The organism is Natronorubrum amylolyticum (assembly GCF_052040145.1).
Lineage (GTDB): Archaea > Halobacteriota > Halobacteria > Halobacteriales > Natrialbaceae > Natronorubrum.
The window spans coordinates 612,809-633,367 of sequence record NZ_JBPPFW010000001.1 but is presented as its reverse complement, the minus strand read 5'-3'; the positions used below and the strand labels follow the sequence as shown (position 1 = coordinate 633,367).

Annotated in this window: 23 protein-coding genes; 6 read left to right on the top strand and 17 right to left on the bottom strand. The window is 64.9% G+C overall.

Features of this window, described 5'->3' with window-relative positions; translation table 11 throughout:
• Window positions 1–77: 77 nt before the first annotated feature.
• The 3 genes from ACSFDB_RS03165 to ACSFDB_RS03155 all read left to right on the top strand — a co-directional run bounded on the left by ACSFDB_RS03165 (window position 78) and on the right by ACSFDB_RS03155 (window position 1,929).
• Window positions 78–1,142 (top strand): polyprenyl synthetase family protein, encoded by a 1,065-nt coding sequence (locus ACSFDB_RS03165; RefSeq protein WP_440769588.1) that lies wholly within the window; start codon window positions 78–80, stop codon window positions 1,140–1,142.
• A gap of 132 nt (window positions 1,143–1,274) precedes the next feature.
• A complete protein-coding gene (locus ACSFDB_RS03160; RefSeq protein WP_440769587.1) occupies window positions 1,275–1,670 on the top strand; it encodes a DUF7541 family protein in 396 nt (131 codons plus the stop codon).
• 22 nt (window positions 1,671–1,692) lie between these two features.
• Window positions 1,693–1,929, top strand: coding sequence for a DUF6684 family protein (locus ACSFDB_RS03155; protein WP_440769586.1), 237 nt, complete (start codon window positions 1,693–1,695; stop codon window positions 1,927–1,929).
• Window positions 1,930–2,023: 94 nt separating this feature from the next.
• On the opposite strand, the gene ACSFDB_RS03150 is transcribed toward ACSFDB_RS03155, so the two are convergent.
• Complete coding sequence (locus tag ACSFDB_RS03150; RefSeq protein ID WP_281245258.1) at window positions 2,024–2,158, bottom strand: hypothetical protein; 135 nt, start codon at window positions 2,156–2,158, stop codon at window positions 2,024–2,026.
• Between the two features lie 359 nt (window positions 2,159–2,517).
• Here ACSFDB_RS03150 and ACSFDB_RS03145 point away from each other — a divergent pair, with 359 nt between their 5' ends.
• The 3 genes from ACSFDB_RS03145 to ACSFDB_RS03135 all read left to right on the top strand — a co-directional run bounded on the left by ACSFDB_RS03145 (window position 2,518) and on the right by ACSFDB_RS03135 (window position 4,210).
• Entirely contained in the window at window positions 2,518–2,784 is a 267-nt protein-coding gene (locus tag ACSFDB_RS03145) for a DUF7520 family protein (protein ID WP_440769585.1), read from the top strand.
• A gap of 116 nt (window positions 2,785–2,900) precedes the next feature.
• Window positions 2,901–3,830, top strand: coding sequence for a hypothetical protein (locus ACSFDB_RS03140; RefSeq protein ID WP_440769584.1), 930 nt, complete (start codon window positions 2,901–2,903; stop codon window positions 3,828–3,830).
• Between the two features lie 104 nt (window positions 3,831–3,934).
• Complete coding sequence (locus ACSFDB_RS03135; protein WP_440769583.1) at window positions 3,935–4,210, top strand: HalOD1 output domain-containing protein; 276 nt, start codon at window positions 3,935–3,937, stop codon at window positions 4,208–4,210.
• A gap of 17 nt (window positions 4,211–4,227) precedes the next feature.
• Here ACSFDB_RS03135 and ACSFDB_RS03130 read toward each other — a convergent pair whose 3' ends face one another.
• From ACSFDB_RS03130 to ACSFDB_RS03055, 16 genes are all read right to left on the bottom strand, one after another.
• Window positions 4,228–4,998: an SDR family oxidoreductase gene (locus ACSFDB_RS03130; protein WP_440769582.1), complete on the bottom strand. Its 771-nt coding sequence runs from the start codon at window positions 4,996–4,998 to the stop codon at window positions 4,228–4,230.
• A 125-nt stretch (window positions 4,999–5,123) separates the two neighbouring features.
• The gene (locus ACSFDB_RS03125) at window positions 5,124–5,930 is read right to left on the bottom strand and encodes a CBS pair associated ParBc domain-containing protein (RefSeq protein WP_440769581.1); all 807 of its coding nucleotides are present in this window, start codon (window positions 5,928–5,930) and stop codon (window positions 5,124–5,126) included.
• Between the two features lie 121 nt (window positions 5,931–6,051).
• The gene (locus tag ACSFDB_RS03120; protein WP_440769580.1) at window positions 6,052–7,599 is read right to left on the bottom strand and encodes a DHH family phosphoesterase; all 1,548 of its coding nucleotides are present in this window, start codon (window positions 7,597–7,599) and stop codon (window positions 6,052–6,054) included.
• A 127-nt stretch (window positions 7,600–7,726) separates the two neighbouring features.
• Window positions 7,727–9,262 carry an NADH-quinone oxidoreductase subunit N gene (locus ACSFDB_RS03115; RefSeq protein WP_440769579.1) on the bottom strand — a complete coding sequence of 512 codons (1,536 nt, stop codon included), beginning with the start codon at window positions 9,260–9,262 and terminating at the stop codon, window positions 7,727–7,729.
• Window positions 9,262–10,785 carry a complex I subunit 4 family protein gene (locus ACSFDB_RS03110; RefSeq protein ID WP_440769578.1) on the bottom strand — a complete coding sequence of 508 codons (1,524 nt, stop codon included), beginning with the start codon at window positions 10,783–10,785 and terminating at the stop codon, window positions 9,262–9,264. Before ACSFDB_RS03110 ends, ACSFDB_RS03115 begins: the two co-directional genes overlap by 1 nt.
• Window positions 10,785–12,818, bottom strand: coding sequence for an NADH-quinone oxidoreductase subunit L (gene nuoL, locus ACSFDB_RS03105; protein WP_440769577.1), 2,034 nt, complete (start codon window positions 12,816–12,818; stop codon window positions 10,785–10,787). The genes ACSFDB_RS03110 and nuoL overlap by 1 nt, the downstream gene beginning before the upstream one ends.
• A gap of 1 nt (window position 12,819) precedes the next feature.
• Entirely contained in the window at window positions 12,820–13,125 is a 306-nt protein-coding gene (gene nuoK, locus ACSFDB_RS03100) for an NADH-quinone oxidoreductase subunit NuoK (protein WP_440769576.1), read from the bottom strand.
• The gene (locus tag ACSFDB_RS03095) at window positions 13,122–13,616 is read right to left on the bottom strand and encodes a hypothetical protein (protein ID WP_440769575.1); all 495 of its coding nucleotides are present in this window, start codon (window positions 13,614–13,616) and stop codon (window positions 13,122–13,124) included. The genes nuoK and ACSFDB_RS03095 overlap by 4 nt, the downstream gene beginning before the upstream one ends.
• The gene (locus ACSFDB_RS03090) at window positions 13,613–13,882 is read right to left on the bottom strand and encodes an NADH-quinone oxidoreductase subunit J (protein WP_440769574.1); all 270 of its coding nucleotides are present in this window, start codon (window positions 13,880–13,882) and stop codon (window positions 13,613–13,615) included. Before ACSFDB_RS03090 ends, ACSFDB_RS03095 begins: the two co-directional genes overlap by 4 nt.
• Window positions 13,883–13,884: 2 nt before the next feature.
• Window positions 13,885–14,346 carry a NuoI/complex I 23 kDa subunit family protein gene (locus ACSFDB_RS03085; RefSeq protein WP_006089400.1) on the bottom strand — a complete coding sequence of 154 codons (462 nt, stop codon included), beginning with the start codon at window positions 14,344–14,346 and terminating at the stop codon, window positions 13,885–13,887.
• Window positions 14,343–15,434, bottom strand: a complete 1,092-nt coding sequence (locus tag ACSFDB_RS03080; RefSeq protein ID WP_440769573.1) for a complex I subunit 1/NuoH family protein — start codon at window positions 15,432–15,434, stop codon at window positions 14,343–14,345. Before ACSFDB_RS03080 ends, ACSFDB_RS03085 begins: the two co-directional genes overlap by 4 nt.
• Before the next feature lie 2 nt (window positions 15,435–15,436).
• Window positions 15,437–17,092 (bottom strand): NADH-quinone oxidoreductase subunit D, encoded by a 1,656-nt coding sequence (locus ACSFDB_RS03075; RefSeq protein ID WP_440769572.1) that lies wholly within the window; start codon window positions 17,090–17,092, stop codon window positions 15,437–15,439.
• On the bottom strand, window positions 17,089–17,796 hold the full coding sequence (locus tag ACSFDB_RS03070; RefSeq protein ID WP_006089403.1) for an NADH-quinone oxidoreductase subunit B: 708 nt from the start codon (window positions 17,794–17,796) through the stop codon (window positions 17,089–17,091). The genes ACSFDB_RS03075 and ACSFDB_RS03070 overlap by 4 nt, the downstream gene beginning before the upstream one ends.
• A complete protein-coding gene (locus ACSFDB_RS03065) occupies window positions 17,793–18,206 on the bottom strand; it encodes an NADH-quinone oxidoreductase subunit A (protein WP_090304557.1) in 414 nt (137 codons plus the stop codon). The genes ACSFDB_RS03070 and ACSFDB_RS03065 overlap by 4 nt, the downstream gene beginning before the upstream one ends.
• Before the next feature lie 315 nt (window positions 18,207–18,521).
• Window positions 18,522–19,154: an AIR carboxylase family protein gene (locus ACSFDB_RS03060; RefSeq protein WP_440769571.1), complete on the bottom strand. Its 633-nt coding sequence runs from the start codon at window positions 19,152–19,154 to the stop codon at window positions 18,522–18,524.
• A gap of 91 nt (window positions 19,155–19,245) precedes the next feature.
• A complete protein-coding gene (locus ACSFDB_RS03055; protein WP_440769570.1) occupies window positions 19,246–20,412 on the bottom strand; it encodes a 5-(carboxyamino)imidazole ribonucleotide synthase in 1,167 nt (388 codons plus the stop codon).
• Between the last annotated feature and the right edge of the window lie 147 nt (window positions 20,413–20,559).

The following is a 20,559-nucleotide window of genomic DNA, read 5'->3' as shown; positions in this document are numbered from 1 at the left end:
GTTCCGTGTTGACATGCTTTCGGTACTGACAGGTGGAACTGGGAATCTTTTTTATCCCCCTCCCTCTCGAGTCGAGTATGCGGGAGACGCTTGCCGACTGGCGGCCGGCTATCGACGAGGCGATCGCCGACCTGGTCCCACGGGAAATCGACGCCGACTACCTCGAGTCGTTCTTCGGCGCCCCCACCTACGAGTACGATCCGACCGGCATCCAGCGGGCCCTCTCGACGCCGCTGTGGGAGCTGCTCGATCGTGGCGGAAAACGCTGGCGCGCGGTGCTCTTTCTCGTCTTCGTCGAGGGCTTCGGCGAGGATCCAGCGGAGTATATCCACTACGCTTGCATCCCGGAGATCCTCCACAACGGGACGATCATCGTCGACGACGTCGAGGACGGAGCCACGATTCGCCGCGGCGAACGCGCGCTGCATCACCTCTACGGGCAGGACATCGCGCTCAACGCCGGCAACGCGCTGTACTTCCTGCCGCTGAAGGTGTTGACCGAAAACCCCGCCGACCTCTCGGCGGAGCAACGCCTCGCGGCCTACGAGATGCTGATGTGCGAGCTCAACCGGACCCACCTCGGCCAGGGGATGGACATCTGCTGGCACAACGAACGCGACGTTCGGATCACGCCCGAGCAGTACCTCGAGATGTGTGCGTGTAAGACCGGCTGTCTCGCCCGGATCGTCGCCCGACTCGCGGCGATCGTCACCGACCAGCCCGAGGAGGTCGAAGAAGCCGTCGCGGCGTACGCCGAACTGACCGCTGTCGCCTTCCAGATCGGCGACGACATTTTGGACGTCGAGCACTCGCTGGGTCGGGCCGGCGACTTCGGCAAGGAGTTCGGCAACGACATCCGCGAGGGCAAGCAGACGCTGCTGGTCATCCACGCGATCCAAGAGAGCGACCCCGAACAAGCCCAACGACTCCAAGACATTCTCAGCGCCGACGAGAACACCGACGAGGAGATCACCGAAGCCCTCGAGATCATCGAGGACGCCGGCAGCCTCGAGTACGCCCGCGAGCACGCCCTCGAGCTCGCGGCGCAGGCTCGCGAGCGGATCGACGGCCTCGAGTTCGACGAGGAGACGACCCGAAAGCTCCACGAGTTCACCGAGTTCGTCGTCGACCGCGAGGACTGACGGCGGTCGTCGATGAGACCGCTGTCCTCGATAAACCGCTGCAGCGTCGACGAACCGTCACGGGTCGATCACAGTCACGGGATCCGACGCAGAGCCCTAGCTACTACTTGTCGGACGTGGTAGCCGTCGCCAGTGACGGCCGACCACACGAGTGCGAACGACCGGGAACGGACGACGGCGAGCCCGTGGCCCGTCCTCATCGCGATCGGACTCGTGCTCTCGGAGGTCGGCATTATCGTCGATCTCTTTCCGATCGCCGTCGGCGGACTCGTGCTGTTCGCCGCAAGCGTCGCCGGCATACTGGCCGAATCGAGCCACGTCTCGAGTCCGTGGCCGCTCGCGATCGGGTTCGGCGTGTTGTTCGTCGTCGCAGGATCGGCGCTCTACGCCCTGGGAACCGGCGCGGTCGCCGTCCCCGCGGCAGACGGACTCGTTGGACTCGCGAGTCGCGGCCTCGCCATCGCCGTCGCCGGCGTCGTGATCGTCGTCGGAAGCGCGATCCTCCGCTCTCGAAGCCGAACCCACTGATTGACACAGCCCACTCCAACCCATGAGCCGACGCGCATTCGACGCGGAAGTCGCCCTCGACCTGGCAGTGAACCTGATCCCGTTCCTGATCATCCTCTTTTTCGTCGTCCTCTTCGCGGCGTTCAACCCGTGGGGGTTCTCGCTGCTGGAGTCGACGCTCCAGTTCGCCATCCTGCTGCTCACGGCGGGATTGCTGGCGCTCGTCACCCTCATCGCGGCGCGCGCGATCGAGGGCGACGAACACACGAGGCGCGAGTGACGGCGGTGCAGTCGCGGTCGCGTCGGTAGACGACGGCGAATCGGCGTGCGAAGCGAACGCGACGTGCGTCGTGGGTCGCGTTCGAGATCGGGCGTCAGTTGACGATGAGGACGAACCCGGTCAGTCCCATCAGGAGGGCAATTCCGACGAGAAGCAAGAGGAACAGCTCCTTCTCGGCGAGTCCTCGTCGGCTCCTCGAGTCGTCTGAATCGGTCGGATCGGAGTCCACGAATGCTCTCCGCGAAGCTACGGGGGCGACGGTCAAAAAACGGTGTGACGGACACTCGAACGCGACAGATATCGTACCCGAGCGCCGTCGGTCGACACTCCCACAGACACGAACCGGGCAGTGCCCGGCGGATGGGGGTGGGGGTGGGAGTGGAGTGGGAGTGCGACGGCAGGGGCGGGGCACGGTTCGTGCCCACGAACTGCCGTGTGCGTACGTATACGGACACCGGAAATACCAGTGGTTCCAAACGGTTTTGGTATCTCAGCTGTCGAACACGATCGCGTGGCAACTCGAGTACCGACTCCCGAACTCGCGACAAAAACGCAACACCCTCGGTCCCACCCGATGAACGGTCACGCGTGACTGACGATCGAGAACTCGGCGGCCGGCGCGTCGTCGTCGGTCTCGTCGCCGCGCTGACCGCCGTCACCGCCGCCTTCGGCGCCCTACTGGGCTTCGTGCTCCCCGCGTGGACCGGGCTCGAGGAGTTCACCGTCCTCGAGATGACCGTTCCCGTCTCGCCGGTGACGTTCGGGCTCTACGGCGGTGTGACGATCGGCGTCTTTCTGGTGACGCTGCTGGTGGTCGTCCAGCTAATCTCGCGGTTCGACGAGAACGCGGTATGAGCGCCGCGAGACGGCACCCGTTCCCGAACCGTTCGGCCAGCGAGGCGAGCGGGGCAACCGCGGCGTCTCCGGTCGGTGTCGCGGGAGTTATCCTTCCCGGACCGTAATCGACCGGTATGTTGTCGACGGAGGTCTTCGTCGTCGGGGCCGTCGCGCTGGTCGGACTCGCGATCCTCGGCGTCGGGCTCTACATCGCTTCGATCGGTGCCGGTCGGATCCGGACCGCTCGAGCGCTCCGCGAAACCGGTCCGACGGCGCTGTGCGATGTTGCCGGGGAAACCGGACTCGTCGCGTTCGAAGGGACCGTACGCGAGGGCGACGACGAGACTCTCGAGGCCCCCGTCACCGGCATGCCGTGTCTGGCGTACACGGTTCAGGCTCGGTCTCGAGCGGCCGAGACTGGCCGGAGCGATAGCGACGACGCGGACGGCGGGGCTGGCGCGGCTACCGACGCGAACGCCGAAACTGGCACGACTCCCGACGCCGACACCGGGGCGGTCGAAACGACCGAAACCGCCGACAACGTCACCGATGACGATCGCTGGTCGTTCGACGGCGGTGCGTCGGCCAGCGTTCCCTTCGCGGTCGAAGACGGCACCGATCGTATCGCGGTCGACCCCACGAACGCCGTCCTCTCGCTGGAGGACTGGGCGACCGAGACCGCGTGGACTGACGGTTCGGGGCTCGAGCGCGACGCACTAGATCGGCTGCGTGCCGTCGGCCTGTCCGATGCCGACGACGGGACCGACGAGCGCGGTTTCGCTCGCCGCCAGTACCGCGAACTGCGCCTCGAGGCGGGGGACGACGTCCACGTCTTCGGCGGGACCGTCGTCGACTCGAGCCGTAACGAGCGGGCGTCAGACCGTTCGATTACCGTTAGCGGCGGCGACTGGTTCGAAATCTCGGCCGGCGGACAGCAAACGGTGCTCTCGGATAACCGCCGGTCCGGCTCGCTCTATCTCATCTTCGGCGGGCTGATCGCCGTCCCGGGCGTGGGGTTTACGCTCGCGGGAATCGTCGGCCTGGTCACCACGTTGGTGCTGTAAACGGCCGAAGAACTGTGAGCCACGGCGCAGCGAGCGATTGACTGAAACCACTGTCACCCTATCAATGACAACAGGTATGGCCATGGCTACTGTCACACCATGTCATGGGTGGCTCTGACGACAACGAGACATCGGTTCAGCGGCAGTGCGATTGGTCGACCGCAACACCAAGTACGACCGCCATCAATGTCATCGCTGCCATCGAAGACATCGACCCCGTTGCACTTTCGGAACAACTCGAGACCACACTCTTCGATCACGTCGACCCTGAAGCGCTCGATACGCTGCTCGCGACCTCGGCCGATATCGAAATCTCGTTCGCGCTCGAGGAGTACACCGTTCGGCTCGACGAGGGGACGGTTGCCGTCAGCCACCGGTAATTGGCCTGTAGTGGCACTCAGCGTCGCGTTTGATCACCCTCAGTTTGCTCCCGCTCTTCCTCCTCGAGTCGGTCGAACGCCCAGTCGATGTCGACGAGGTTCCGGGGCGATTCGTTCAGGCCGCGGCGACAGACGACCTCGAGCGTGCGATCCCGTGCGTCGGGCGTAAACGGTGCCGCGGCCATCAGTCGGGCGACGTCGGCCCGCGGGATCGATCCCGACACCGAGTCGCCACCCTCGCCGACGACGGGGTCGTCGCTGGGCGGTGCGTTGGTGAGTTTGCCGGGGCGAATAATCGTGTGTCCCAGCCCCGACCGACGCAGCGCCGTCTCCGCGTCTTGCTTGGCACGGAGCGAGCCGCGAATCAGAAGTCTCGCGGGGAGCGCCATCCCCGTCTTCGAACTGCCCACGCCGATCGCACTCTCGTGGACGAAGTAGTCGACGTCAGCCCCCATTGCGGCCGTAATAAGGTTGATAACGCCGGTCCGATCGACCAGCTTTCCGCCGAGCGTGTGGCGCACGCCCGCCGGCGTGCCGAGCGCGCAGTAAACGACGTCGCAGTCTTCGACCGCGGCGACGGCGTCCGCCGACTGGAAGAAGTCGGCGACGATCACCTCGTCCGCGCCGAGTCGCTCGAGCGTATCGACGTTCGCGTACGACTGCGTCGTCGCGCGGACGGTGAGATCGGTCGGCCGGAGCACTGAGAGGAGTTCGTGGCCAGTCTCTCCGCTCGCACCGGCGACGAGAACGCGGTCGGCAGCCGTCAGTCCGGATGGGGTACCTGCCATCGACCGGGCTACTGTCCGGGGACGGATAACCTTCACCAGTAGACAGCCAGCCCGACAGTCGTGTTCGAAGATCTGTCGTATCGGTTATACTGGGTGACAATCTCCGGCCGAAGAACAGGAGTCGGCTACTTCCCGGACTGCAACCGTTTCGTCGTCTCGACGAGCGGGTGGCGGGCGTAGTCGACGACCTCGATGTCGTCGATTCCCTCGAGTTCCTCTTTCTCCGCGGTGGCAGCCATCCCGAGTTCGATCGCCTGATCGACGACGATGACGTAGGCGTCCATCTCGTCGATACCCAGTCGATCCGACGCCATGACGCGGTGGTGGCCGTCGGCGAGCAACAGCGTGCCGCCGTTGTCGATAACTACCAGCGGCTCGGCCAGCCCGTGCTCGAGTTCGTACCGTCGTCCCTCGAGTTCGTCGGCGTAGACCCGGCCCTGCGTCGGCGTGAGTGCCGCGAGCGAGACCGTTCGTCGTTCCTGCTCGAGTTGGGTGTCGTGGATCTGCTCGAGCGTTCGCATCAGTTTCCCCACCTTCTCCGGCGTGGCGCGTTCGATCTGACTACGGATGACGTCGGCGTTAGAGATGATTCCGACGAGGTTTCCGGCGTCGTCGACGACGGGAAGCTTCTGGATGCCCGACCGGAGGATGACGCGGGCGGCGTCGGTCACTTTCATGTCGGGGTGGGCGACCAGCAGGTCCGTCGTCATCACCTTGAAAATCGGCTCGTCGTCATCGGCCAGCAACAGGTCACGGGCGCTGACGAACCCCTCCACGCGTCGCCGTTCGCAGACGGGAAAGCCGCTGTGCTCGTCGCTCTCGGCGATCCGCGCCGCGACGTTGCCGACGGTCTCGTCGGGGGCGACCGTCACCACGTCGCGCGTCATGTACTCGTGGACCTGGGGTTTGCTTCTGTCCGACGCGACCTCCATACGTCAGTCAAGGGACTCCGCGCGCAAAAGCGTGTCCTCCCGTTGGTGACTGCGGAGGCTGTCCGTTCCCGGTCTCGGATAGCCTCGATTTTCGACGGTCGTCGTTCTCTCCCCCGTCGCGTTACGCCGACTCCCCGCCTTCCAGTTCACCCTCGTCCTCGGACTGTGTCGGCTCGCTCACTCCGTCCTCGTCGACCGAAAACAGCCACTCGCTGGTCTGGGTGTAGGCCCCGACGGAGACCCCCGGTCGGCTTTCGATCGCTTCGAAAAACCGATTCGTGATCACCTCCTCGACGACGCTGACGATCGACTCGATCTCGTCTTCGTCGTCGGCGCTCCCCAGAATGCCGATCTCGAGTTGGGCACCGGCCATGTCGGCGTGACCGCCGGCGCTGCCGATCCGGTCGAACGCGTCTCGGAGCGTCTCGCCGAGGTCGACGTCGCTCGCCCGCGATCGAGCGGAGAGAAACACCATCTCGTCTCTGAACCCGAAGACGAGCGTCGTCTCGACGCCTTCGATCGACAGCAACTGGTCGGCCGCCTGTGGCAAGGCGTCGCGGTTGGCGAGTCGGCCGACGCTCGCGACGGCGACCGAGTCGTGCTGGATGCGGTTCTTGATCGCTCGAGCGATCGTATCCAGGGTCTCCCCTTCGACCGTCGGCTGCTCGATCTGGCGCAGAACGGACGTCTCGACGTGGGGCCACAGGATCGACGCGGCCTCGAAATCGGCGGGCGAGACCTCCCGCGTGAAGTCGTTCGTATCGATCCGGATGCCGTAGAGCAATGCCGTGGCGGTCGCTCGTCGGGGCTCGAGACCGAACCGATCGAGGTAATCGGTCATGACGGTGCTGGTCGCGCCGGCGTGTTCGCGCAGGTCGACGAACTCGCCGGGGACGGGACCGCGGGGCGGGTGGTGGTCGATGACGATATCGACGTGGAGGTCCTCGGGAAGCTGATCGTTGACCCCGGGCCGGGAGTGGTCGACCAGCGCGAACGCGTCGTACTCCTCGAGTGAGTCATCGGGCGAGAGATTACGGAGCCGGAGATCGAGCAAGTTGACCATCGCGCGATTCTCCTGGTGGGAGATATCGCCGAAGTAGCAGGCGTCGGCGTCGACGCCGACCTCCGCGGCGATCTCGACCAGCGCGACGGCGCTCGCGATCGCGTCCGGATCCGGGTTGTCGTGCATGACGACGGCGAGCCGGCCATCGATCGTCGAGAGCTGTTTTCGGAGGCCGATCGCCGCACCGGCCGAGGGTCGCGCGACGCCGTCGATGATGTGATCGACCATCGCGCGTTTTGCGTCGACGACGTGATCCGCGAGTTCCTCGAACCGCGGCCGATCCGCCGACGTCGCGTTGCCGCCGAGGTAGGCCACGATCGACGCCGTCGGAAATCGCTCGCGCGCTCGCTCGAGGGCGGCCCGATTGACGTCAGTGCGGTCGCTGGCGACGAAGATCACGTCCGGCTGATCGACGTTCGCGATCGCGGCCGGATCGGTCGGGTCGGCACACCGGGCCGGAATACTTTCGTCGCGAAGCGTTTCGACGACGCTCTCGTCCTCGGTGACGACGAGCAGTCGGTCGCGGGCGTCACCGGTGCGCTCGGGTATCTGTTCGACCACCTGGCGGCCCACCGTTCCGCACCCGAGCACGAGCCGGAAAACCATACGTGCCGGTTTGCAACCCCGTGCGGGAAAAGCTACCGGGTCGGCGCTCGGCGACTGCAAGCAGTCAGTTTCGACGCAACCGCGAACCGTCTGTTGTCGCGCTATCAGATCGGTACGGCAGGCCGCCTCAGCCGAGGGCGGCCACCGCGGCGTCGAGCGCCGCGTCGACGACCGGACCGAAGCCGGGGAGGATGAGGACCGTCATCACGGCGGCGACGACGATCGCCGCGTAGAGCCCCGTCGGTCGGGCGAGTCGGTCGCGGGTAGTCGCGGGCTCTTCGATCCAGAGCGCCTTGACCAGCCGCGAGTAGTAGTACAGCGAGAGCGCGCTGTTGACGACGAGCGCGGCAGCCACCGCGAGCATCGCCGTGTTGGCGGCCGAGGCCTCGAGCGCCCCCATGAACAGGAAGAACTTGCTGAAGAAGCCGCCGAACGGCGGGATTCCAGCGAGACTGAACATGAAGACGGCCATCGCGGCGCAGGCGATCGGCGCCTGCGTCGAGAGCCCGTTGTAGTCCTCGAAGGTGCGGCCGACGCCCCAGTGTTCGGCCAGGGCGACGAACAGGAACGCACCCGTGTTCATGAAGCCGTAGACGAGCAGGTGCATCATCGCCGCGCCCATGACGAGTTCGCCGCCGTCGGCGGAGAGCCCAGCGACGCCGATCAGCGCGTAGCCGGCGTGGCCGATCGAGGAGTACGCGAGCATCCGCTTGACGTTGTTCTGGGTCGCCGCGGCGAAGTTCCCGACCGTCATCGTGACGATCGCGAGGATAATGAACGCGACCGTCCAGTCGAAGCCGATCAGGGCGTTCATCTGCTCGCCGAGCGGGAAGGCCTCCGTAAAGACGCGAAAGAGGATGACGAAGCCGGCGGCCTTCGACGCCGAGGAGAGGAACGCGCTAATCGGTGCGGGCGCGCCCTCGTAGGCGTCCGGCGCCCAGAAGTGGAAGGGGACGCTGGCCGTCTTGAACGCGAAGCCGCCGATCAGCATGAGGATGCCGAGTCCGAGCAGGCCGCCGTAGTCGTCAGCCTCGCCCGCAGCGATGACCTCCGCGATGGCGGACAGCTCCAGGTGTCCCGTCGCACCGTAGACGAGCGAGATTCCGTAGAGGAAGATCGCCGACGAGAGCGCGCCGATCAGGAAGTACTTCAGTCCCGCTTCGACGCTGCCGCGATTGTCCTTCAGGATCGCCACGAGCGCGTACGAGGGCAGACTCGCCAGCTCGAGGGCGATGAAGATCGTCACGAGGCTGTCGGCGGCGGCCATCATCGACATGCCGGTCGCCGCGAGGACGACCAGCGAGTAGTACTCGGCCTGATAGGCGTGACCGACCAGATAATCGTAGCTGGCCACCACGATCAGGGCCGTGACGATGGCCACGATGATCATGAAGTACAGCGCCATCTGGTCGACGACGAAGCCGTGGATCGGTTCGATCTCGCCGAGTCCACCGTCGACCGTCGGCGTACCGACGCCGGCGACGATGAACCAGACCGCGACGGCAAGCGATGCGAGCGCGCCGCCGGCCGCGGTGCCCGCGAGCAGCGAGCGGTTGGTCGAGTGCGGCGAGATGCTGTCGAAGACGAACAGCGCGAGCGCCGTCCCCGCCAGGATCAACGCCGGCGCCATCGCGGTCCACTCCGCGAGTTGGAACACTGCCATCACAGGTCACCTCCGCTCAGGATCGGATCGACTGCGTCGGTTATCATCTGGAAGATCAGGTCGGGAGCCACGCCCAGGGCGATGATGAGCCCGAGCAGCACGAACATCGGCGCGATGTCGTGCAGCGGGGCGCGACTCACCTCGTAGTCGGTCTCGAGTTCGTACGGTCCGAAGACGGCACGCTGGAGCGCAAAGAGCAGGTAGCCAGCGACGATGACGATGCCGAACATCGCCAGTGACGTGAACAGCGGGGCGTACGGGAAGTCGGCCCCGAACGCGCCGAAGAAGATGAAGTACTCCGCGGCGAAGCCGGACATGAGCGGCAGCCCCATGTAGCCGAAGGCGCCGGCGACGAGGATGCCGACGGCGACCGGCATTCGGTCGGCCATCCCGGACATGTCGGTGACGAGCCGGGTGTGGGTGGCGTTGTAGATGACGCCGACGGCCATGAACATCAGCCCCGAGATGAGACCGTGGCTGACCATCTGGAACGTCGCGCCGCCGACCCCGAACTGGGTGTAGGCGACGAGTCCGAGGATGACGTAGCCCATCGAGGACACCGAGGAGTAGGCGACGATCCGTTTCAGGTCAGTCTGGGCCAGCGCCAACATCGCGCCGTAGATCACGCTGATCACGGCGATGGCGGCGATCGGCACGGCGTACGTCTCGACCTGGTCGGGGAACATCGTGAAGTTGAACCGCAGCAGTGCGTAGGTCCCCATCTTCAGGAGGACGCCGGCCAGCAACACGGATGCGGGCGTCGGTGCTTGCACGTGAGCGTCCGGGAGCCACGTGTGGAACGGGACGACCGGGACTTTCACCGCAAAGCCGAGGAACATCGCGACGAACACGACGGAGGCGAGGGTGGTTCCCTCGAGGCCGAACAGTCCCTCGGGACCACCGTTGAGCATCGCGTTCGCGATCTCGGGGAGCGCGAAACTCGTCACGCCGTCGCCGAGACCGAAGATCAGCGCGATGAACGCACCGAACATCACGAGCGACGCCACGTTCGTGTAGACGAAGAACTTGATCGCGGCGTACTTGCGGCGCGGGCCGCCCCAGATGCCGATCAGCAGGTACATCGGGATCAACACGGCCTCCCAGAAGATGAACCAGAGGAAGAAATCCAGCGCGGTGAAGACGCCGATCAGGTTGGCCTCGATGAAGAGGACGAGCCCGTAGAACTGGGACTCGCGGTCGTCGATCGGCGTCCACGAGCTCATGATCGCCAGCGACGTCAGGATCGTCGTCAACACGACGAGCGGCAGGCTGATGCCGTCGAGACCGACGAACCACGAAATCGAGTACTCGCCCAGCTGGATCCACTCGAGGTGGGATTCGAAGGCGAGCGTGCCGTCGAGTAAGGCGTTACCGCTGCCGTCGAACGCCGTGAACATCCAGATGCTGAGCGCGGCGGGCACCAGACTGATGGCGAACGCCAGCTTGCCCGCGATGCGATTCGGCGCCATAAACGTGACGAGCGCGCCGATCAGTGCGACAGCGATTAGTGCTTCGATCATCATCAGAACCACCCTCCGTAGACGCCGAGGAAGACCAGTAAGGCGATGAAGCCGGCGACGATCAACGCCGCGTAGTTCGTCACGATACCGGTCTGCAGTCGTTTCACCCAGCTACTGCCGAAGAGGCTGGCGGTCGAGATGCCGTTGACCGAGCCGTCGATGACGGTCTGGTCGAAGCGGTCGGCCGCTCGAGAGAGCGGCAGCGTGAAGCCGCGTGCGAGCCAGACCTGGTACTCGTCCTGGTAGTAGTTGTTCTCGATGGTCCGGCGGGCGCTGCCCAGCCGTTCCTTGTGGGCGACGGGCTCTGGAACGTTGTACAGTTTCCAGGCCAGTCCGGCCCCGGAGAACGCGAGCAGGAGCGAGAGCCCGGCCGCGACCAGGATCGTCAGCTGTTCGGAGCCGATGACGCCAGTCTCGTAGGCCAACAGCTCGCCGTAGGCGCTGTAGGTCAGCCCCTCGACGGCACCGTACTCGCCGTCGAGCCAGTGCTCGAGGAAGACGATGTCCACGCCCAGGATCTTCGCGACGGGGGCGAGGTTCGCGATACCCGCGACCAGCGCGAGGACGCCCAGCGTGAGCAGCGGGACCTTGACGGCCCAGCCGACCGGGTGTGGGTCCTCGGCAGCCTCCGAACGCGGCTCGCCGTGGAAGGTCAGGAAGACCATCCGGAAGGTGTAGAAGCCGGTGAAGAAGACGGCCACGAGCCCCATCGCGTACGCGGCGAGGATGATCGGCTCCTCGAGGCCGACGATGAGCGCGTCGTACAGGATCTCGTCTTTGGACCAGAAGCCCGAGAACGGGATGATGCCCGCGAGTGCGAGCGCGCCCGCGAGGAACGTGTAGTAGGTGACCGGTGCCTTGTCCTTGAGGCCGCCCATCTTCCACATGTCCTGTTCGTGGTGCATGAGGATGATGACGGCGCCGGCACCCAGGAACAGCAGCGCCTTGAAGAAGGCGTGGTTCATGAGGTGGAAGACCCCGGCGACGTAGCCGCCGACGCCGAGTCCGAGCATCATGTAGCCGTACTGGCTGATCGTCGAGTACGCCAGCACCTGCTTGATGTCGTCTTTGACGACGCCCATCGTGGCGGCGAACAGTGCCGTAAAGCCGCCCACGAAGGCGATGATCGCCAGCGCGGTCGGCGAGAGCGCGTAGTAGCCGAACATCCGGGCGACGAGGTAGACGCCGGCCGCGACCATCGTCGCCGCGTGGATGAGCGCGGAGACGGTCGTCGGGCCTTCCATGGCGTCCGGCAGCCAGGTGTGGAACGGGAACTGGGCGGATTTACCCAGCACGCCGCCCAGTACGAGCAGTCCGGTGATCGTCACCCAGGTCTGGGCGTCGAAGCCGAACAGCGTGTCGCCGTCGGCGATCGCAGTTTCGGCGGCCGCGACGAACGAGTCGTCGCCCGCGAACGCGACCGTGCCGAAGGTTGCGGCGATGGCGACGACCCCGATCAGGAAGAAGTAGTCACCGAATCGGGTGACCAGGAACGCCTTCTTCGCGGCCGAGGGTGCGGATCGCGTTCGGAACCAGAAGCCGATCAGCAGGTACGAACAGAGACCCACCAGTTCGAAGAACATGAACGCCATCAGCAGGTTGTCCGCGTAGACGAACGCGAGCATGCTGAACGTAAAGAGCCCGAGTCCGGCGTAGTATCGCGGGAGGCCGGTCTCGCCCTCGGCGTTCATGTAACCGAGGCTGAACACGTGGACGAGGAACGCCACGAGCGAGACGATGACCAGCATCAGTGCCGAGAGCGGGTCGATCAGGATCCCGAACGTGAACGCGATCCCCTCTGTGCCCGTTGCGCCGGCGGCATCGCCGGCCGTCCACTCGTAGAGCGTCTCGTGATACACTTCGCCGCTCGCGACCGCCGCCAGCATCCACAGCGAGAACAGCAGGGAGCCTGCCGTCGCCGCGATACCCGCGATCGCGCCCTTCCTCGGCATCCACTTGCCGAAGGTGAGCGCGACCACGAAGGCCGCGAGGGGGAACGCCGCTATCGCCGGCGCGTAGGAGAATGCACCTTCCATCTTACCACCTCATCGTCGTCGGAACCGTGACGTCGACGTCACGGAAGTTGCGGTACAGCACCAGGATGATCCCGAGACCGACGGCGACCTCGGCGGCGGCGAGCGCCATCGCGAACAGCGCGAAGACCTGCCCCGTGAGGTTGCCGTGATAGAACGCGAACGCGATCAGGTTGATGTTCGCCGCGTTCAGCATCAGTTCGACGGACATCAGGAACATCAGTGCGTTACGACGCGTCAACACGCCGAACAGCCCGATAGTGAACAGGGCCATCGACAGGAGGACGTAGTACTCGATGCCGACCGTCATCGGTCGTCACCCCCCGCCGACTCCGCGTCGACGTCGGTCGTCCCGTCCTCGGAACTCGTCTGATCGTCGGCTGGACCGCCGTCCGTCGCGGTCGGCTCGGAGCGACCAAAGCCGCTCGAGTCGCCGGAACCGGTTCCGGGTGCGGCGTCGCTTGGACCCGTGCTTCCGAGCGCCGACACCGGCTCGCCGTCTTCCTCGCGCTTTGCGAGGACGAGCGAAGCGTCGAGCGCCGCATCGAGTGTGAGCGCGATCAGCAGGAACGCGGCGAGGAACGGTTCGGTGCCCGTCACGCCGTCGGACTCCTGGAGCGTCGCGAAATCGAACATCGCGTAGCCGATCGCGGCGGTGATCGACTCCGCCTCGAAGCCGCCGTCGGCCATCGGCTGGAACGACGTGTTGAGGACGATCAGCGCCATCAGGCCGAATAACGCGACCGCCAACAGTCCGGGAGCGAGCGAGCTCCCGAGTCTGAGTTTCGGTCCGTTCGTCATGCCTGTACCACCTCGTCGGACGCCTCGTCGTCACGCTGGGTGAGCATCACGGCGAACGTGATGAGCACCAACACCCCGCCGACGTAGACGAGAACCTGCATCATGGCGACGAACTCGGCCGCCAGCATCACGAAGTGCACCGCGATACTCGTCAGCGCCACGCCGAGCATGAGCGCCGAGTGCCACGGATCCTTCAGCAGGACCACAGCCAGCGCGCTGGCGAGCGTCACGAACGCAAACGCCACGAACGCAATCGTTTCCAACATTGTTACTGGTAATCGACGTCCCCCTCCCCCTCGCCGATCCACGCGCTCCGGTCGGGTTCGCGCGACTCGAGCGGGTCGATATCCTTGTACCACGGTACGGCTTTCAGCTGCTCTTTGTTGTAGACGAAGTCGTGTTTCGTATCCGCCGTGAACTCGAAGTTCTGCGTGAGCAGGATGGCGTCGACCGGACAGACCTCCTCACAGAGCCGGCAGTAAATACACTGGCCGATGTGGAGGTTGTACTGTTCGCCGTTGCGCTGGTCGTCCATCACGATCTGAATCGTGTCGTTCGGACAGACGTTTTCACACTGGCGACACCAGATACAGCGCTCCTGGCTGAACTTGTGGACGCCCCTGAACCGCGGGGAGACGTCCGGAGCTGTCTCGGGGTACTCGACCGTGAAGGTCGAGCCGTCCAGTGCGTGCTTCATCGTCGTCGCCATCGATTTGAGTAACCCGATCATGCTATCAGCCCCACAATTACCGCGGTGAGTACGAGATTCGCAAAGGAGAGGACGAGCAGTCCCTTCCAGCCGATCTCGATCAGTTGGTCGATTCTGACCCGGGGCACCGCCGATCGGAGCCACTGGGTCAGCAGGAACACCGCCCAGATCTTGATGAGGAACCAGACGATGCCGAGTTCGGCCGGGCCCGGCCCCGCCGGACCGCCGAGGAAAATCGTCGCGATGATCGCTCCGCCGAGGAAGATGTGGAGGAACTCCCCGAGGTAGATCAGGACGAAGTAGACCGAGGAGTACTCGGTCTGGTAGCCGGCGACGATCTCGGTCGGCGCTTCGGGCGTGTCGAAGGGATTCCGACCGACCTCCGCGAAGTTCGCCACCAGGAAGAGGACGAACGCGAACGGGTTAACGAGCGCGTACCACGCCGGAATCGAGACGATGCCGAGATCGAACGTCGCCGCCTGGGCCTCGACGATCGTACTCATCTGTAAGGAGCCGGCGAAGATGACGACCGACATCCCGGTGACGACCAGCGGGATCTCGTAGGCGACGTTCTGTGCCACCGCCCGCAGGCCGCCGAGCATCGAGTACTTGTTCGACGACGCGTAGCCGGCCATCACCAGCCCGATACTCGCGATGCCGGCCACCGCGAAGACGTACGCCAGCCCGACTTCGGGGTCGGCGAGATGGATCCCGCTTCCCATCGGGATGACGGCGAATCCCAGCAGGGCAGAGGAGGCGATGACGATCGGCGCGAGGTCGTAGGCCGGTCGATCGGCGTTCTCGGGGATAATCAGTTCCTTCGAGAGCAGTCGCACGGCGTCGGCGACGATGATCAGGATGCCGGCCGGTCCGAGCCGGTTGACCGCGATCCGGTCGGTGAAGGCGGCGGTGATCTTTCGTTTCGCCCACGGGCCGGCGACGCCGGTCATCGCGAGCATCAAATTGCCGATGAGGAAGGCTCCGAGGAAGATGGCGAGCAGTTCGCCGCCGGTTCCGTACGCGTCGAGCCCCGTTAGGTCCCCGATCCGTTCGGGAAGCAGGATGGTGTCGTCGTTCTGGAGCGGCGTCCGTGTGATTGCGCCGACCATAGTTACCGATCCACCTCCCCGAGAACGATGTCGAGACTGCCGAGCGAGGCGATCAGATCGGGGATGTACTCCCCTTGGGTCATCTCACCGAGCGCCGAGAGGTTGTGGTAACACGGGCTGCGAATCTTGAACCGACCCGGTTTGTCGGTGCCGTCGGATCGGATGTAGATGCCGAGTTCGCCCTTCGCACCTTCGACCGCGCGGTAGACCTCCGTATCCGCGTCCGGCTTCAGCGTCCGCGGGACGTTGGCCTGAATCTCCCGCTCGTCTTCGGGCCAGTCCTCGAGTAAGTCGAGACACTGCTCGATGATCTTCGCGGACTCCTCGACCTCCCGCATCCGACAGAGGACGCGGCTGTAGTTGTCACAGCCGTCGTCGGTGATGACGTCCCAGTCGAGTTCGGGGTAGTAGCCGTAGGGGTCGTCGCGTCGAATGTCGTAGTCGACGCCCGAACCGCGGGCGACGGGCCCGGTACAGCCGTAGTCCTTGGCGACCTCGGGCTCTAAGATTCCGGTGTCGATACACCGAACCTGGAAGATTTCGTTCGAGGTGACCATGTCGTTGTACTCGTCGACTTTCGCCGGGAGTTCGTCGAGGAAGTCCCGCGTCTTTGCGATGAACTCCTCGCGGGGTTCGGGCAGGTCCCAGGCGACCCCGCCGAGGCGGAAGTAGTTGAACATCAGCCGCTGGCCGGTGAGGTCCTCGAGAATGTCCTGGACGACCTCCCGGTCGCGGAACGCGTACTGGAAGACGGCGGTGAAGTCGCCGTAGACGTCCAGACAGAAGGTTCCGAGCGCGAGCATGTGGGAGGCGATCCGACACAGCTCCGAACCCATGGTTCGGATGATCTGGGCGTACTCGGGGACCTCGATGTCGGCCAGATCCTCGGCCGCGCGGGCGTACGCCCACTCGTTCAACAGCCCGGCCGAGACGTAGTCCCAGCGGTCGGGGTAGGGCATGATCTGGTGACGGTAGGTTCCCTGCTGGCACATCTGCTCCTCACAGCGGTGCAGGTAGCCGACGTCGGGGTCGACGTCGACGACCGTCTCGCCGTCCAACACGGTCTTGACGTGGAGCACGCCGTGAGTCGCCGGGTGGTGTGGACCGATGTTCAAGAACATCGTGTCCGACTCGGCGTCGTGGTGGTCCGGCTGAATCGGGTTGGCGTGTTCGGACAGGGTGACGAGCTGTGGCTTCTCCTGATCGTAATCCAGCGAGAGCGGGTGGCCCTGCCAGGTTTCGGGCAGAAGGATCCGTCGCGGATCGGGGTGGCCCTCGTAGTCGATCCCGACGAGGTCGAACGCCTCGCGCTCGTGCCAGTCCGCCGTCCGAAACACCGGCGCGGCGGACTCGCTGACGGGGTCGTCGGTCGCCGTCGGCACGACGATCGAGACCTCCTGGGTCGGATCGGCGTACTTCTTCATGTGGTAGATCGACTCGTACCGATCCTCGTACTGCTGTGCGGTGAGACAGGAGAGGTGATCGAACCCCGCCTCGTCGCGCAGATCCGAGAGGACGTTCTGAACGTCGTCCGGTCGGATGACGAAGCCCGGCGCGTTCAGGTGGTCGTCACGCGCGAGTGCGCGATCGCCCAACAGCGCCTCGAGGTCGTCCTCGGTGGTCTCCACCGGTCGCGTTCGCTCGAGTCCCGAACTCATGGTGAATCAGCCCAGTTGTAGCGCATGACGAGGTCGTCCTCGTCGATCTCGCTCGCGAGTTTCTGGACGAGTTCGTCCTTCTCTAAGTCGCCGAACTGCTCGAGTTCGTAGGGTTTGACGACGACGGGCGAGGACTCGCCGTTGCGAATTCGCTCCTGGAGTTTGGCGACGCCGTAGACCAGCGCCTCCGGCCGCGGCGGGCAGCCGGGAACGTGGATGTCGATCGGGATGATCTCCTCGGCGCCTTTGACGACGTTGTACCCTTCCTGAAACGGACCGCCGGAGATCGTACACGATCCCATCCCGACGACGAACTTGGGTTCGGGCATCTGATCGTAGACGCGCTTCATGCGGGGGCCGAACTTCGAGACGATCGTTCCGGGAACGATCATCACGTCGGCCTGTCGCGGCGAAGCGCGCGGAACCCCGGCACCGAAGCGATCGAGGTCGTGTTTGATCGCGTACGTGTGAATCATCTCGATGCTGCAACAGGCGATTCCGAACTGCAGCATGAACATCGAGTTCCCCCGCACCCAGTTCATGAACTTGTCGAACTTCGTGAGGATGAACGGCGTCGAACCGAACGCCTCCCGCAGTTTGGAGTTGAACCGGTCGTCGGGACCCTCGCCGATCCGCGAGTCGCGGGTGTCCGTCGACGGTGCGGTGCTGTCGTAGATCGATTGCCGTGGATTGTCACTACTCATTGTCGGTCAGTGTCGGACGCTGCTTGCGTTCGTGTCTGTGCCCATTGTACTGCACCAGTGCGCCACGCCCACGCGAGTCCAATCATGAGGATGGCGACGAACAGCAACATTGGACCGAGCGCCTCGAGAAGCCCGTACTCCGGCGAGGCCAGCGCATCCTGATAGACGACCGCCCACGGAAACAGGAGGACGGTCTCGATATCGAAGACCACGAACAGAAGCGCGACCATGTAGTACTGAATGTTAAAGCGGATACGCGTTCCGCCGGTCGGGATCTCGCCACTCTCGTAGGTGGCACGTTTACTCGTTTCGGGAACCGACGGTCGAATGAGGTAGGAGACCACCATCATACCGAGTGGTATCGATAACCCCACGAGCGCCAGCATCCCGATAGCGATCCAGTCGTTCATCTCCGTAACGTTCGGAGATTCATACCCCACGCATATAAGGGTTGATTGTTCGTTTTTCGGCCGCAGACGGGCCATACCGTCTACTTCGCGGTATCAAACCTTCTCGAATAATCACTGTAAACTATATATGCACATTTCATTACCGAACGAATCGGTATCCCGAGATTACTCGATCGATGAAAACGCAAGAAGGCAAGAGGGGTGCCCGTTCGGACGTCGCGCCCTGAACCGACGGAAAGCGGACAAACGTTCAATTTTTGTGGGAGTCCCTCTCACTTCTCGGTCGGTTGTTCGAACCCGCGAGCGGGGCGAAATTTACCGGTTCGCAAAGTCGACCGTTCCCTCGTCGTGCAGCGCTCGAGAGACCGACCCGACCCCCTCGCGGAGCCCTTCGTGGTAGGCGACGAGTCGGTCGCGAACCTCGTCGGACTGGCGCGCGAGAATCTGGGCCGCGGAAAGCGCCGCGTTGAACGATTTTCCAGCGTCGACCGCCACGAGCGGCGCGCCGGTGGGCATCCCGATGACGCTGTCGACGGACTTCTCCTGGACGGGGACGCCGATCACGGGCAGCGGGTAGGCGATCGAGGCGGTCATGTTCGGCAGGTCCGCGGACTTGCCGCCCGCACCGGCGATGATCACCTCGAGACCGCGATCCTCCGCCGTTTCGGCGTAAGCCGTCATTAAGTCCGGCGTTCGGTGGGCCGAGGTGACGTACGTCTCGAAAGTAAAGCGCTCTGCGGGCGGGTTCTCGAAATTGGTCTGCTCGGCGAAGCCGAGTTCGTCGACGAACGCGTCGTAGGCCCCGCGACGTTTCCCGCCGGTCATCATGACCTCGAGATCCGAGTCGCTCCCCATAACGATCCCAACGTCGGGGGTTTCTTCGGTCGGGCGGTCCTGTTCGGCCTCGCGGTGTAGCCTGTCGATTAGCTCGGCAACGCTGTCGCTCATGATTGTCAGTGGTCGGGCAGAGGACTTCAAACCGCCGAGACCGTTACGGCGTGCCGGCGCTCACGCCGATCGGAACGTCACCGCGTGGCACTCACTCGGAACGGAACGTTACCGCATCCTCGAGTTGCCGTGCGGTCTCGAGCAGCTCTTCGACGGCCGCGTCCTCGTCGCGCCCCGAAACCGTCACGTGCCCCATCTTCCGCCCCGGTCGGGCCTGGCGCTTGCCGTACCAATGGAGGTTCGCGCCGGGGGTCTCGAGCACGCGGTCAACGTGTCGCAACTGCGCGTCACGGTTCTCCTCGACGTCGGCCAGCAGATTCGCGAGCGCGGTCGGCGAGCGGAGTTCGGTCGACCCGAGCGGCCAGCCGAGAACCGCGCGCGCGTGCTGTTCGAACTGCGAACTGTGTGCGCCCTCGATGGTCCAGTGGCCGGAGTTGTGCGGGCGCGGAGCGATCTCGTTGAGCAGGATTTCGCCATCTGGCGCTTCAAATAGCTCGATTCCGTAGACGCCGCGTCCGTCCATGACTTCGAGCACGTCCCGCGCGACCTCGTAGGCTCGTTCCGTCCCGGCTTCGCTCGAGCGCGCGGGGACGATCGTCTCCCGAAGGATCTCGTCGACGTGGATGTTCTCCCCGAGCGGGAACGTCGCGACCTCGTCGTCTCCCTTCACCGCGATGACGGACACCTCGCGCTCGAACTCGACGAAGGCTTCGACCATCGCGGGGCCGGCGACGGACTCGAGAGCCTCTTCGGCGTCCCCTTTCGACTCGACGGGGACGTTTCCGCGGCCGTCGTAGCCGCCCGTGCGGGCCTTGAGCATCACCGGCGCGCCGTAGTCGTCGATGGCGTCGCGGATATCGTCGGCGTCGTCGACCGCGCGGAACGGCGGGACGGGAATGCCGGCGTCCTCGAGTTCCCGTTTCTGGACGAGTTTGTCGTGGATCGTCCGCAGCGTCGACGGCTTCGGGTGGACGGGCGTTCCCGAGTCCTCGCTGACGCGCTCTAAGACGTCCTGGTCGGCGAGTTCGATCTCGAAGGTGAGCACGTCCGCGCGGGCGGCGAGTTCGCGGATCCCCGCCTCGTCGTCGAAGTCGGCGACAATCTGATCGCGGACGACGGGTGCGGCCGGGCAGTCCGGCGTCGGGTCGAGCACGACGACCTCGACGCCGAGCGGCGACGCCGCCTCGGCGAGCATCCGACCGAGCTGTCCCCCGCCGACGACCCCGATCGTCGGGCCTGGCGTCCGTAGCGTTGTCATTGCGCGGCGGTTGACTGCGATTGTGCTTAAGAATTGGCAATCCGCGACCGGTCACCTCGTCGGAGCGATCTCCGCTCAGTTCCGCGGGCGTTCCGCCCGTGGCTGACGCGGTCCTCGAATCGATCGCGTCGGACTGCTCAGCCGGGC

Excerpts from the sequence above, each read along its gene's own strand:
- ACSFDB_RS03165 (WP_440769588.1), top strand. The coding sequence starts at position 78 with ATGCGGGAGACGCTTGCCGACTGGCGGCCGGCTATCGACGAGGCGATC.
- ACSFDB_RS03155 (WP_440769586.1), top strand. The coding sequence starts at position 1,693 with ATGAGCCGACGCGCATTCGACGCGGAAGTCGCCCTCGACCTGGCAGTG.
- ACSFDB_RS03140 (WP_440769584.1), top strand. The coding sequence starts at position 2,901 with ATGTTGTCGACGGAGGTCTTCGTCGTCGGGGCCGTCGCGCTGGTCGGA.
- ACSFDB_RS03135 (WP_440769583.1), top strand. The coding sequence starts at position 3,935 with ATGGGTGGCTCTGACGACAACGAGACATCGGTTCAGCGGCAGTGCGAT.
- ACSFDB_RS03130 (WP_440769582.1), bottom strand. The coding sequence starts at position 4,998 with ATGGCAGGTACCCCATCCGGACTGACGGCTGCCGACCGCGTTCTCGTC.
- ACSFDB_RS03125 (WP_440769581.1), bottom strand. The coding sequence starts at position 5,930 with ATGGAGGTCGCGTCGGACAGAAGCAAACCCCAGGTCCACGAGTACATG.
- ACSFDB_RS03120 (WP_440769580.1), bottom strand. The coding sequence starts at position 7,599 with ATGGTTTTCCGGCTCGTGCTCGGGTGCGGAACGGTGGGCCGCCAGGTG.
- ACSFDB_RS03115 (WP_440769579.1), bottom strand. The coding sequence starts at position 9,262 with ATGGCAGTGTTCCAACTCGCGGAGTGGACCGCGATGGCGCCGGCGTTG.
- ACSFDB_RS03110 (WP_440769578.1), bottom strand. The coding sequence starts at position 10,785 with ATGATGATCGAAGCACTAATCGCTGTCGCACTGATCGGCGCGCTCGTC.
- nuoL (WP_440769577.1), bottom strand. The coding sequence starts at position 12,818 with ATGGAAGGTGCATTCTCCTACGCGCCGGCGATAGCGGCGTTCCCCCTC.
- nuoK (WP_440769576.1), bottom strand. The coding sequence starts at position 13,125 with ATGACGGTCGGCATCGAGTACTACGTCCTCCTGTCGATGGCCCTGTTC.
- ACSFDB_RS03095 (WP_440769575.1), bottom strand. The coding sequence starts at position 13,616 with ATGACGAACGGACCGAAACTCAGACTCGGGAGCTCGCTCGCTCCCGGA.
- ACSFDB_RS03090 (WP_440769574.1), bottom strand. The coding sequence starts at position 13,882 with ATGTTGGAAACGATTGCGTTCGTGGCGTTTGCGTTCGTGACGCTCGCC.
- ACSFDB_RS03085 (WP_006089400.1), bottom strand. The coding sequence starts at position 14,346 with ATGATCGGGTTACTCAAATCGATGGCGACGACGATGAAGCACGCACTG.
- ACSFDB_RS03080 (WP_440769573.1), bottom strand. The coding sequence starts at position 15,434 with ATGGTCGGCGCAATCACACGGACGCCGCTCCAGAACGACGACACCATC.
- ACSFDB_RS03075 (WP_440769572.1), bottom strand. The coding sequence starts at position 17,092 with ATGAGTTCGGGACTCGAGCGAACGCGACCGGTGGAGACCACCGAGGAC.
- ACSFDB_RS03070 (WP_006089403.1), bottom strand. The coding sequence starts at position 17,796 with ATGAGTAGTGACAATCCACGGCAATCGATCTACGACAGCACCGCACCG.
- ACSFDB_RS03065 (WP_090304557.1), bottom strand. The coding sequence starts at position 18,206 with ATGAACGACTGGATCGCTATCGGGATGCTGGCGCTCGTGGGGTTATCG.
- ACSFDB_RS03060 (WP_440769571.1), bottom strand. The coding sequence starts at position 19,154 with ATGAGCGACAGCGTTGCCGAGCTAATCGACAGGCTACACCGCGAGGCC.
- ACSFDB_RS03055 (WP_440769570.1), bottom strand. The coding sequence starts at position 20,412 with ATGACAACGCTACGGACGCCAGGCCCGACGATCGGGGTCGTCGGCGGG.